9 protein-coding genes are annotated in these 12,139 nt (G+C 70.6%); 4 read left to right on the forward strand and 5 right to left on the reverse strand.

What is annotated here, in order from left to right; translation table 11 throughout:
* Positions 1-16 precede the first annotated feature (16 nt).
* The gene (locus tag B116_RS0102115) at positions 17-811 is read left to right on the forward strand and encodes a type 1 glutamine amidotransferase (RefSeq protein ID WP_027659080.1); all 795 of its coding nucleotides are present in this window, start codon (positions 17-19) and stop codon (positions 809-811) included.
* Entirely contained in the window at positions 808-3,855 is a 3,048-nt protein-coding gene (locus B116_RS0102120) for a bifunctional [glutamine synthetase] adenylyltransferase/[glutamine synthetase]-adenylyl-L-tyrosine phosphorylase (RefSeq protein ID WP_027659081.1), read from the forward strand. The genes B116_RS0102115 and B116_RS0102120 overlap by 4 nt, the downstream gene beginning before the upstream one ends.
* Positions 3,856-3,931: 76 nt before the next feature.
* Here the strand turns inward: B116_RS0102120 and B116_RS0102125 are convergent, their stop codons facing one another.
* Positions 3,932-5,557: a hypothetical protein gene (locus B116_RS0102125; RefSeq protein WP_027659082.1), complete on the reverse strand. Its 1,626-nt coding sequence runs from the start codon at positions 5,555-5,557 to the stop codon at positions 3,932-3,934.
* A gap of 108 nt (positions 5,558-5,665) precedes the next feature.
* Between B116_RS0102125 and mptB the strand changes: the two genes are divergently transcribed.
* Positions 5,666-7,156 carry a polyprenol phosphomannose-dependent alpha 1,6 mannosyltransferase MptB gene (gene mptB, locus B116_RS0102130; RefSeq protein ID WP_027659083.1) on the forward strand — a complete coding sequence of 497 codons (1,491 nt, stop codon included), beginning with the start codon at positions 5,666-5,668 and terminating at the stop codon, positions 7,154-7,156.
* Between the two features lie 63 nt (positions 7,157-7,219).
* Here mptB and glnA read toward each other — a convergent pair whose 3' ends face one another.
* Positions 7,220-8,644 (reverse strand): type I glutamate--ammonia ligase, encoded by a 1,425-nt coding sequence (glnA, locus tag B116_RS0102135; protein WP_018216482.1) that lies wholly within the window; start codon positions 8,642-8,644, stop codon positions 7,220-7,222.
* A gap of 262 nt (positions 8,645-8,906) precedes the next feature.
* On the opposite strand from glnA, the gene B116_RS0102140 reads away from it, so the two are divergent.
* Positions 8,907-9,302: an RDD family protein gene (locus B116_RS0102140; RefSeq protein WP_027659084.1), complete on the forward strand. Its 396-nt coding sequence runs from the start codon at positions 8,907-8,909 to the stop codon at positions 9,300-9,302.
* A gap of 132 nt (positions 9,303-9,434) precedes the next feature.
* Here the strand turns inward: B116_RS0102140 and B116_RS0102145 are convergent, their stop codons facing one another.
* The 3 genes from B116_RS0102145 to B116_RS0102155 all read right to left on the reverse strand — a co-directional run bounded on the left by B116_RS0102145 (position 9,435) and on the right by B116_RS0102155 (position 12,136).
* On the reverse strand, positions 9,435-10,124 hold the full coding sequence (locus tag B116_RS0102145; RefSeq protein ID WP_027659085.1) for a DUF4191 domain-containing protein: 690 nt from the start codon (positions 10,122-10,124) through the stop codon (positions 9,435-9,437).
* Positions 10,125-10,268: 144 nt separating this feature from the next.
* On the reverse strand, positions 10,269-10,913 hold the full coding sequence (locus tag B116_RS0102150; protein WP_018721406.1) for an SPFH domain-containing protein: 645 nt from the start codon (positions 10,911-10,913) through the stop codon (positions 10,269-10,271).
* A complete protein-coding gene (locus B116_RS0102155; RefSeq protein ID WP_027659086.1) occupies positions 10,910-12,136 on the reverse strand; it encodes a globin domain-containing protein in 1,227 nt (408 codons plus the stop codon). The genes B116_RS0102150 and B116_RS0102155 overlap by 4 nt, the downstream gene beginning before the upstream one ends.
* Positions 12,137-12,139 lie beyond the last annotated feature (3 nt).

A 12,139-nucleotide genomic window follows, 5' to 3' on the forward strand; every position in this document is an offset into this window, starting at 1 on the left:
CCTAACCAGCCCTCTGCTGGTCGCACGGGATAGCCTCGACGGCGTGGCAATCGCGTTGGTGATCGAGAATGACCCGACCGAAGACGCGCGTCGGCTCGGGGAGTGGCTGACCGAAGCCGGGCTGCAGCTGCACCTCGCCCGGCCGCACGCCGGCGACGAACTCCCGGCTGACCTGGACGGATACGCGGCGCTGGTCGTCCTCGGTGGCGGGCAGCAGGCGTACCCACTGCCCGACGGTGAGCCGGCGGCGTCCTGGCTCCCGCAGGTGGAGGCGTTGTCACGCAAGGCGGTCCGGCACCGGGTGCCGACCCTGGCGATCGGCCTCGGCGCGCAGCTGCTCGCCACCGCGCACGCCGGGACGGTTGAGCGCAGCCAGGCTGGCCCGGAGGTCGGTCCCGCGGTGGTGGGCCGCCGGGACGCCGCCGAGACGGATCCGCTCTTCCGGTACGTGCCGCTGATCCCGGACGTGTTCCAGTGGCACGCCGACGAGATTGTCGAGCTGCCGGTCCGGGCGACCCTGCTGGCCGCCTCCACCCGCTACCCGCATCAGGCCTTCCGCCTCGGTGACCGGGCCTGGGGCCTGCAGTTCCACATCGAATGTGACACCGCGATGATCGCCGACTGGGCGGCGGATTCGACCCTGCTCGCCGAGCTGGACTACGACCCGGAGCTGGTCGTCGCCGCCTGCGCCGCGGTGATGGTTGATGTCGAGGAGGTCTGGCAGCCCTTCGCGGCGCGGTTCGCCGCCCTGGCCCGCGGCGAGCTGGACGAGGGGGCCCGCCGTAGTCTGCCGCTGCTCGGGCACGAATGAAACGGCCGACCCGAGCCGCGGGACGGCTCGCCCGCTACGGCTTCGGCACCAGCGACAACAGCGCCCGCGCCGCTGACCTGCTCGGCCCCACGGGCCTGGCGCTGTGGCAGCCGGAGACCCAGGAACCCGTGGACCAGCGGGCGGCGGAGCTACTCTCGGCGCTGTCTCGGGCCGCCGATCCGGACCTGGCGCTGCGCCAGCTGCACCGGCTGGTGGAGGCCGAACATCGGGCCGCGGGAGGCGGTGAAACAGCCAACGGCGCTGACCCGGTGGGGATCGGTGCCGCATCCGGGCTCCTCGCCGACCTGTACGACGACCCGGGGCTGCGGCGGCGGTTGGTCGCCATCCTCGGCGCCTCCTCGGCGCTCGGCGACCACCTGGTCGCCAACCCGGGCCAGTGGGCTGACCTCCGGAGCACCGCGGACGGACTGGCGCCCACCGCCGACGGCCGGCTCCAGCTGACCGGCGAGGAGGGTTCGATCGCCCAGCTGCGGTCGGCGTACCGGCTGGCGTTGCTCCGCATCGCCGCGGCAGACCTGACCGGCAACCGGAGCCTGGAGCAGACGATGGCCGCGCTCTCCGCGTTGGCCGACGCGACTCTCACCGCTGCCTACGACCTCGCGCAGGGTGAGCTGCCGGAGGGTACGCCCCAGCCACGGCTGGCCGTGGTGGCGATGGGTAAGTGCGGCGGCGGCGAGTTGAACTACGTCTCCGACGTCGACGTGATCTTCGTCGCTGCCGAGGATGATGACCTTCCCGCGGCAACCGCGATCGCCACCCGTCTGATTCACGTCTGTGGCCTGGTCGCCTGGCCGGTAGACGCTGCGCTGCGCCCCGAGGGCAAGCGGGGCCCGCTGGTGCGCACCCTCGCCAGCCACCTCGCCTACTACCGACGGTGGGCCCGGACCTGGGAGTTTCAGGCGCTACTCAAGGCGCGGCCGGCCGCCGGCGACCTGGCACTGGGCCAGGAGTGGATTGAGCAGCTTGCGCCGCTGCTCTGGCGGGCCGCGGAGCGCCCAGAGGCGGTCGAGGATGTCCGGGCGATGCGGCGCAAAATCATCGATCACATCCCGCCGGCGGAACAGGAGCGCGAGATCAAGCGTGGCCCGGGCGGGCTGCGCGACATCGAATTCGCGGTGCAGCTGCTGCAACTGGTGCATGGCCGTGGTGACGAGGCGCTGCGGGTGCCGGGCACCATTCCCGCGCTGCGGGCGCTGGTCAATGGCGGCTACGTCGGGCGGGTGGACGGGGAGGCGCTGCTGCGCGGCTACCACTTCCTGCGCGCTGTCGAGCACCGGCTGCAGTTGCAGGGGCTGCGCCGCACCCACACCGTACCCACCGACCCGGCCGCGTTGCGCTGGTTGGCGGGGGCGCTCGGCTACTCGGCGGCACCCGGGCGCAGCGCCGTCGAGGCGTTCCGAGTCGAGCGGGTCACCCACGCCACTGAGGTACGCCGACTGCACGCCAAGCTGCTCTACCGGCCGCTGCTGGAGTCGGTCGCCCGGGTGCCCGCTGACGGGCTGCGACTAACCCCGGCGGCGGCCCGCAACCGGCTGGAGATCCTCGGCTTCGCCGATCCGGCCGGGGCGCTGCGCCACCTCCAGACCCTCACCGGCGGGGTAAGCCGCACCGCGGCCATCCAGCGCACCCTGCTGCCGGTGTTGCTCAGCGAGTTCGCTGACGCTCCCGAGCCGGACCGCGGGCTGCTCAGCTACCGGAAGGTCTCCGAGAAGCTTGGCAGCACCCCCTGGTACCTGCGGCTGCTGCGCGATGAGGGGCCGGTGGCCCGCCGGCTGGCGCGCGTGCTCTCCTCCTCTCGGTACGCAACCGACCTGCTCGCCCGCGAGCCGGAGGCACTGCGCCTGCTCGCGCAGGAGAGTGAGCTGGCCGCGCGGCCTCGCACGGTGCTCTACGAGGGCTTCGCGGCGGCGGCGGCCCGACACGCCGGCGATCCGGTGGAGGCGATTCGGGCGGTCCGTGCACTGCGCCGTCGGGAACTACTCCGCCTCGCCTGTGCCGACGTGCTAAGCCGGGCCGGCTCGCTGGCCCCGTCGCCGCCCAGCGTGCAGGGGCGGGCCGCTCCGGTGTTGACCGACGTGGGCGCGGTCGGTACCGCGCTGGCGGATGTCACCGACGCCACCCTGGCCGCCGCCCTGCGGGCCGCCCAGGCGTCCCTGCCGCTGATGCCGGGTCTGCGCTTCGCCGTGATCGGCATGGGCCGGCTCGGCGGATATGAGTCCAACTATCTCTCCGACGCCGATGTGCTCTTCGTCCACGATCCGCCGGCCGGGATGGATGAGAGTACGGCGAGCGCCGCGGCGCGGGCGGTCGCCGAGGAGCTACGTCGACTGCTCGGGATGCCCGCGCCCGACCCGGCGCTCGGCGTCGACGCCGACCTGCGCCCCGAGGGACGGCAGGGACCGCTGGTACGCAGCCTCGCCGCGTTCCAGCAGTATTACGCCCGCTGGTCGCGGGTGTGGGAGGCGCAGGCGCTGCTGCGGGCCCGGTTCGTCTGCGGTGACGAGGAGCTGGGCGCCGAGTTCCTGGCGATGGTCGAGCCACTACGCCATCCGGCGGCGGGCCTGACCTGGGAGCAGGTGGTTGAGATCCGGCGAATCAAGGCACGGGTGGAGACCGAGCGGATGCCTCGGGGCGCCGACCCGGCCACCCACACCAAGCTGGGCCGGGGCGGGTTGGCTGATGTGGAGTGGGCGGTGCAGCTGCTGCAGCTCCGGCACGCCGGGCAGCTGCCGGCGCTGCGGGGCACGCGTACCCTCGATGCCCTCGCAGCGGCCCGGGACGCGGACCTGGTGGACCCGGACGACGCCGCGGCGCTGGCGGCCGGTTGGACCCTCGCCGCGCAGGTCCGCAACGCCTTGATGCTGGTGCGCGGCCGGGCCGCTGATCAGCTTCCCCGGCACGGGGTGGACTTGGCGGGGGTGGTTCGGCTCCTCGGCCGCGACGATCCGGGTGAGTTCCTCGACGACTATCTGCGTACCGGTCGTCGTTCCCGCGCCGCCATGCAACGCGTCTTCGAGCTCTGAGGGCGGCCCCGGCTCGCCGGTGCACAGCGGACCTGCCCGGCGCCGAGCCGGTCGGGTCGGCGAGCGGTGGCTCTCCTCAGCTGCCGAGGGTCCACACCCCGGCGCGCGGGACGGTGACAGCGGTCCACTCGCCGTCCGCCGTGACCGTGCCGCCGGCGGCAGTTAGCCAGCGGTTGTGTCGGACGCGCACCGGGACTGTGGCGGGCCCGTCGGTCTGGAAGGTCACGGACGCGCCGTCGGCCCGCAGGATCGTGCCGGGGGCGCCGACCAGAGGGGTCGGCTCGACCACCGCCCAGACCTGCCAGTGCGGGTCGGACCACACCTCGCGCAGGTAGGGCAGGCCGCCGCGGACCAGCTCCGCCTCGGCGCGGCCGACCCAGGACAGCGGCGCATCGGGTACGGCCACGAACTGCACCGCGTTCGCCAGCAGCCAGCCGTGGTAGGTCTGGGTGGTCAGCGGAACCCCGGTGCCAGTGGCACCCGGCACTGTGGTGAAGAAGAGCGGATTGCGGTCGATGTCCGCCTGGCGCAGCCAGCCCCGCGCCAGCGGGATCTCGCCCAGCGCCGCCGATTCCCGGTAGGTGCGCGTCGGCGGGATCTCCACCCGCCCGGTGAGCTGTTGGGTGGCGAGGAAGTCGCGCAGGGGAGCGAAGTAGGCGGGGCGGGCGGCCGGGTCGGTGGCGCTGCGCAGGTCCGCCGGGACGACCGGTGGCTGCCACCAGAACACGGCGGCGAGCAGGACGGCCAGGGCGAGTCCCCCGCTGACCCGCCGCCCGCGCGGCCCGGTGCCGCCGGCGGGAAGAAGGCGGGCCGGCCAACGAGGGTGAGCTCCCCGGCCGGTACGCCTCGGCAACCAACGGCCGTCGCTGACGGTTGCGGCGGCAGCCAGCAGGGGGAGCGCGAACATCGCCGACAGGCGGGTCGCGTTCAGGCCGACCGGGGTGTGCAGCAGCGCCGCCGCGAGCACCCCAGCCGCGGCGAGCAGCGCGCCGATCCGCACCGGCCGGTACGCCACCAGCGCCGCCACCAGCAGGCTGCTCCCCACCGCCCGCACGGTGTCGGTGCGGCTGATGTTCATCCAGCCGCCGTCGCCGAAGAGCAGGGTGGTTACCCCGAGCGGCAGCGCTGCCGCCAGTCCCAGGGCGAGGCCGTCAACGTAGCGGCGGCCGAGCAGCAGCGCGGCACCGGCCAGCCCGACGAAGAGCCCGGCCACCGGGCTGGTCGCGGCCGCCAGCAGCGCTCCCGCGGTGGCCAGCACGAGTCGTCGTCGTCCGGCCGGCAGGGTGAGAGCGAGTCCGGCGGCGAGGCCGAAGGCCACCCCGAGCCCGTACGTGACCCGGCCGGCGACCAGGTTGCCGGCGAAGGTGATCACCCCGACCAGGGAGCCGGTCAACGGCCGGGGTACGTCAACGCGGCACAGCAGGGCAGCGAAGGCGACGGTTGACGCCACCAGCGCGAGCACTCCCGTCACCCGTACGCCGAGCAACGCCATCACCGGCTGGGAGAGCAGGCTGTAGCCGAACTGGTTGACCCCGCCGTACCACCGCAGGTCGACCGGGGTGGCGCCGTGGGCGGCGAAGAAGTCGGCCCGGGCCACCTGGGCGGCGAGGTCCGAGCCCATCGGCGGCAGCAGCAGGTGCGTCCCGCCGAGCACCACGGCCAAGGTGGCGGCCGCCACCACCACCGTCCGTGTGCCCCGCATGCCTACCTCCGTGTCCGCGCCCACGGTACTGGCAGCATGTTCTACCGTGCCTATCCACCTCGTCGGCGGGACCGGCTCGACGACGCCCCCCACCGCCAGGGCGTCCCGGTGACCGGAGCAGGTGGGCCCCCGCGGACGCCGGTCCGGGCGGTAGCGGCCCGCTACGTCGGTCTCGTCGGTGCGGTACTGCTGGCCGTCGCCGGGTACCTCGGGGGAGCGTTGCCCGGTGCGACCGGTGAGCGGGTGTGGCACGCCGCCGACGGGCAGCTGACCGTTCTGCTCTGGCTGGTCGGCACCGGGCTGCTGACCGGCGCGTGGTGGTCGCTGCGGGACGGTACGCCGTCAACCGGGTGGGCGTACCGCACCGCGGGGCTCTGGGCGGTGCCGCTGCTCGTCGCGCCGCCGCTGGGTAGCCGCGATGTCTACTCGTACGCCTGCCAGGGGTGGGCGTACGGGCAGGGCGTTGACCCGTACGCGGTCGGGGTTGCGGTGGCGGGCTGCCCCTGGGTGGATGCGGTCGCGCCGATCTGGCGGGACACGCCCGCGCCGTACGGGCCGGGCTTCGTGCTGCTCGCCGCGCTGGCGGTGGCGCTCGGTGGTGGGTTGGTCGGCGTGGTGGTGGTGTTGCGGCTGATCGCGGTGGCCGGGGTGCTGCTCGTCGCGGTGTGTTTGCCCGGGTTGGCGCGGGCGGCGGGGGTGCCGACTCGCCGGGCGGCCTGGCTGGCGCTGGCTTGCCCGTTGGTGGGGGTGCATCTGGTGGCGGGCGCGCACAACGACGCGGTGATGCTCGGGCTGCTGCTGCTCGGCCTGCTGGTGGTGGTGCGGTTCCCGGGCCGACCGCGACCGTTGTTGGTGGCGGGGGTGCTGCTCGGGCTGGCGGTGGGGGTGAAGGCGAGCGCGGTGGTGGTCTTGCCGTTCGCGGCGCTCGCCGCGGTGCTCGGCCGCTTCACCGTGCGGTCGGTGCTGCGCGATGGCGGTTGGCTGGCCACCGGCGTTCTCGTCGCTTTGGCGGGTGTGTCGGTGCTCTCCGGCCTCGGCCTGGGCTGGGTGGGCGGGCTGCGCCGCAGCGGGGATCTGGAGCAGTGGACCTCGCCACCCACGGCGGTTGGCATGGTCCTGGACTATGCCGGTGAGCTTCTTGGCGGGCGTCCCGTGGCGGTGCCGGTGGTCCGGGCGTTGGCGTTGGCGTTGCTGGTGGCGGTCTTGGCGGTGCTGTGGTGGCGGGCCTGGTCGGCCCTGCGCGCGCTGAATGACGTCCGGCGGCGGGTGGTCCGGTTGGAGGCCGCGCGGCCCCGGGTGGCCCTGCTCGGTGCCGGCTTGGCGCTGGCCGCCACGGTGGTGCTCGCCCCCGTCTTCCACCCCTGGTACGCGACCTGGCCATTGGTCCTGCTCGCGGTGGCTGCGACCCGGACGACCTGGTTCGTGTTGCCCTGCGCGGCGGCGGCCTTTCTCACCTTGCCGGACGGCACCAACCTGGCCCGGTTGGTGAAGGCACCGGGAGCCCTGGTGATGACCGGGTTGGTGGTGGCGGCTGCTGTGTGGGGGGTGCCGCGGCTGTGGCGGTCCCGGGTCAGCCGGGCCCCGTTCTCGTCGCGCTGAACTAAACCGGCCGGGTTGCTGCCGCAACGTTGCGGCAGCAACCCGGCCGGTCGCTGCAGGGTTCTAGCAGTCGAAGTACATCGCGAACTCGTGCGGGGTCGGGCGCAGCCGCACCGGGTCGACCTCGTTGGTCCGCTTCCAGTCGATCCAGGTGGAGATCAGGTCCGGCGTGAAGACGCCGCCGTCGAGCAGGTAGTCGTGGTCGGCCTCGAGGGAGTCGAGCACCGCCGGCAGCGAGCCCGGCACCTGCTTGACGTCGCCCCACTCCTCCGGTGGCAGATCGTACAGATCCTTGTCGATCGGAGTCGGCGGCTCGGTCTTGTTCTTGATGCCGTCGAGTCCGGCCATCAGCATCGCCGAGAAGGCCAGGTAGACGTTGGCCGACGGGTCCGGCACGCGGAACTCGACCCGCTTGGCCTTCGGGTTGCTCCCGGTGACCGGGATGCGGGTGCAGGCGGAGCGGTTGCGCTGCGAGTAGACCAGGTTGACCGGCGCCTCGAAGCCCGGCACCAGCCGGCGGTACGAGTTCACTGTCGGGTTGGTGAAGGCCAGCAGCGACGGCGCGTGCTGCAGCAGACCGCCGATATACCAGCGCGCGGTGTCGGAGAGGCCGGCGTAGCCCGTCTCGTCGTAGAAGAGCGGATCACCGTTCAGCCACAGGCTCTGGTGGGTGTGCATGCCCGAGCCGTTGTCTCCGAAGAGCGGCTTTGGCATGAAGGTGGCGGTCTTGCCGTTGACCCAGGTCTCGTTCTTCACGATGTACTTGAAGAGCTGGAGCTGGTCCGCGGCGTGCAGCAGGGTCGAGAACTTGTAGTTGATCTCAGCCTGGCCGGCGGTGCCGACCTCGTGGTGCGAGCGCTCCACGGTGTAGCCGGCGTCGATCAGCCGACGGACGATCTTGTCGCGTAGGTCGGCGTAGTGGTCAACCGGCGGCACCGGGAAGTAGCCGCCCTTGTACGCGGTCTTGTAGCCGCGGTTGCCACCCTCCTCGTCGCGGCCGGTGTTCCACCAGCCTTCGACCGAGTCGATGTAGTAGTACGACTGGTGCGCCGAGGTCTCGTGGCGGATCGAGTCGAAGATGTAAAACTCGGCCTCCGCGCCGAAGTAGGCGGTGTCGGCGATGCCGCTGGCCGCCAGGTACGCCTCGGCCTTCTTCGCCACGTTCCGGGGGTCGCGGGAGTAGGCCTCGCGGGTGAACGGGTCGTGGATGAAGAAGTTCAGCGCGAGGGTCTTCTGCGCGCGGAAGGGGTCGATGAACGCGGTGGCGACGTCCGGGAGTAGGAGCATGTCCGACTCGTGGATCGCCTGGAAGCCGCGGATGGACGACCCGTCGAATGCGAGGCCGTCGGTGAGGAGCTCGTCGTCGATCGACTCGGCGGGCAGGTTGAAGTGCTGCATCACGCCGGGTAGATCACAGAAACGTACGTCGACGAACTTCACGTCCTCGTTCTTGAGGTAACGCAGGAGTTCCTCGGGATTGGCGAACACTCGTCCTCCTGGCTCGTCCACTGAAGTGGCTAGGCTTCTGGCGACGCTATGGCCGAGCGGTTGCCCGGCCATGTCTTTAATGTTTCTGCCGTGTTACGTCCCCCGCGGAGGCTCCATGAAGCCTCCGCTACGTGAAGCGGTCAGTCCTGATGCTCCCGGGAGGGGCCAGTGTGCCAGTCTAGTGAAACTTGCGAGGCTCGGTCCGTTTTTATGACGTAGGTCGGCGTGTAGCCGTCTGCGGCACTGGCTACTCTTGAGCGCTGTGACGACCTCGGCTGACCAGCCCTCACCGCCCCGCTCCGACGTCTCCGCCAGTCCGAGCCTGGGCCCGCGGTTCGGCGCACTAGTGATCGACTGGGTGCTCTGCGTACTGGTCGCCAGTATTTTCGCCGATCCGTTCCACGACGGGTGGGCCCCCGTACTCGTGCTCGTCGCCGAGTACGGCTTCTTCATCGGTCTCTTCGCCCAGACCCCCGGGATGTACCTCACCCGGATCCGCTGTGTCTCCTGGGCCGGCGGGGGGCGAATCGGTGTTCTCCGTGCCCTGCTCCGCGGCGGCATGCTCGCGCTCGTAGTACCCGCGGTAATCATGGACGCCGACCGCCGTGGCCTGCACGATCGCGCAGTGGGATCGGTTATCGCACCCGTCGTCCGCTGACCCGGCGTGGGGTCAGCGGACGATCCATGGTTGCGGCGGCTCAGCGGGCGGTCCGCCGTGGTTGCGGCAGGTCAGCGGGCAGGCCGCCTCAGTCGTGGCAGGCTATCGGTGATCCGCCGCGGTTGCGGTAGGTCAGCGACCGCGTGCCTGGCGGAAGGCGCCCTTCGGCGGACGCATGTTCTTCGGGATGGCGCCCTTGGGTAGCTGCGGGCGGGCACTGAGCGCCTTGAGGCGCTTGTCCAGTGCGTTGACGTCCCGGCCGCTGAGCTTCTTCGGCAACCGCAGCAGCGTCATCCGCAGCTTGCGGACCGACAGCTCGCCCTCCTCCTGGCCGATCACGTAGTCGTGGAGCGGCGCCGAGCCGATCACCTTCGCCAACCGACGCTTCTCCTGGCCGAGCAGGCTGCGCACCCGCTGTGGGTTCCCCTCAGCCAGCAGGATCACTCCCGCGCGGCCGATGACCAGGTGCACCATGTCCATCTGCGTGGTCGAGCTCACCGCCGGGGTGACCCGCCAGTCGCCGCGCATGCTCTCGATGATCTGCGTGGCCGCGCCCGGCTGACCCTCGGCGGCGTTCATCATCGCCCGGTTGGAGCGCAGGTTGAGCACGATCAGCAGGGAGAGCAGCGTCAACAGGATGCCAAGTGGGATCCAAAGCCAGCCCCACACGAAGAACGCCACCACGGTCAGGGCGAGTGGAATGACCACCGCGGCGAAGGCCAGGGGCACGAACCACCGGTCCTGCTTGGCGGTGAACCGAAACACCATCCCGATCTGCTTCAGCCGTTGGCCGAACGAGACCTTCTCCTGGGGCTTTGCCATACGCCCGAGTCTAGTGGTCAACGAATTTCGTGCTGCTTGGCGGCTGGCATCGGCCGCGGTCCGGGTCGCACCGGCAGCCTCCCGCGGCCGCGACTGCTCGCCGACGGCCCCGGGGTGGGCTGGACCTGCCACTACGAATCCGCTCTATTGGTCCTTGACTGCTTGCTCCATGTTGCCGCTTACCTCCCCCAGGGCCTGTGCGCTGGTCCGCAACTGCCCCGCCTGGTCAGAAAGCCACGACTGCCACTGGGAAAGGTTCTGGTGTGCATTCCAGGTGGCGTCGACCAGCGCATCATGCCTTGCTTGCAGGTCCTTGAGTTGCTGCTGGAGTTCAGCGACCTGGGGGCCAGGGTGAGTGGTGACTCGTGTGGCCTGCTGGTGGGCGAGGGCGAGGATGTCCTCTGCCTGACGTCGTGCCTCGGTAAGGATCTCCGTACCCTCCGCGCTGGCATCGCTGATCGTGCGGTTGGCCTCTTCCTGTGCGCGCATGGTCAACGCGACCGCAACTGGGTCCGCGCCCTGTGGTGCGGTGCTCGGCAGGGATCCGTGGCGGAGCATCTCGATCTGGTTGAGCAGGCCGCGAACCTCGCGCCCCCGGCGTTCGACTTCGCCACGCAACAGTGTGATCTGGTCATCGGCGAACCGAGTCACCGCCGCCACCTCGTCGGCTGAGTGCCACCACCGACCGCGGAAGCGGCGGGTAGCCAGCAGTTCGAGGCGTTGGGTGACTTCGCCTGGTTGTGGTTGATCAGTGTCCTGTGGGTGGGGGACGGTATCGTCGTTTGTCATCGGGCTGCCCAGGTCAGGTTGGGTGTCGGTGTGTCGGCTGCAGCTAGCGGCGGATAGACGGAGTGATCGAATCTTTCCACCAGTAAACGGTCGGGATCGATGCCGCTAGCCTTGAGGGCAGCAATCGTTGCCTGGGTCATCGTGGGTGATCCACAGACGAGAATGTCAGCGTCCCTCCAAGGGCCCATGCGCAGGGCGGTGTCGGCCGCCCGGCCTACTTCGCCGTCCCAGTCCCATCCGATCTCGACGGTTGGCACGTAGCGTAGCCAGGGCTGAAAGCCGTTGGCGGTGGCGTCCATGGCGGGTGCCGATGCGGCCAGCTTCAAGAGTGCCTGGTGATCATATAGATCATCGGGGGACTTACCCCCGACTACTAGAGTGGTGGGTCGGCCGCTGCCCTGCTGGAGTTCTTCAATGATCGCGCGCAGCGGTGCTACCCCGGTGCCACCGGCGATCAGGAGGAGTGGCCGGTGTGGCGCACGGTTGTAGGCCGACAGCGCTGTCCCAGTTGGGTGCCCTAACCGGAGAACTTCCCCGACGGCGACCCGTCGGACCAGGTGGGTCGAGAAGCGACCCGTCGCGCGAACATGAAACTCGAGCGTACCGTCGGGGCGGGGCGCGTTGGCCGGCGAAAGATACCGCCAGGTGCGTAGGGCGGGAACTTGCGTTGGTAAGGACTGCCCTGGCAGATAGTTGCAGAGGTAGTTCGGGCGAACGGTGAGCACGCAGACGTCGGAGCGGCGCCGCTCTACACTGATCACCTCAGCCTGCCAGGACGGGGGCGTCAGCCGCTCCGAGGCGGCGGCACCGGCGAGCATTAACTTGGCAACGAATTCGTATGCCGCGGCCCAGTCGTCCCGGAGGCGCGGGGTCCACTCAGATCCGACGAAGTCCGCTAGCGTTGCCAGGAGGGCCTGGCCGACCCAGATGTAGTGGCGCTCTGCCAGCGGCACCGGTCGCCCCTCCACGTCGACTCCGCAGAATCGGCGATGATCGGCGCCCAGGTGATGCGCGAAAGCGGTAAGTGCATCACCGTTATCGATGTTGGTGATGATGTGTCCGAGTGCAGCGAGGAGCTTGTCCTCCTGATGCTGCATGTTGGTGGGAAACATGGTGCGGGTTTCCGGGGCGATCACGAATAGTGTTGCATAGAAGTGTTTCGCTGCTCTCGGGCCAGCTGCGGTGATTCGATTCCAGCTCCAACGTAGTGCTGCAACATCCACCCT

The organism is Salinispora fenicalii (genome assembly GCF_000514815.1).
GTDB classification, from domain to species: Bacteria; Actinomycetota; Actinomycetes; order Mycobacteriales; family Micromonosporaceae; genus Micromonospora; species Micromonospora fenicalii.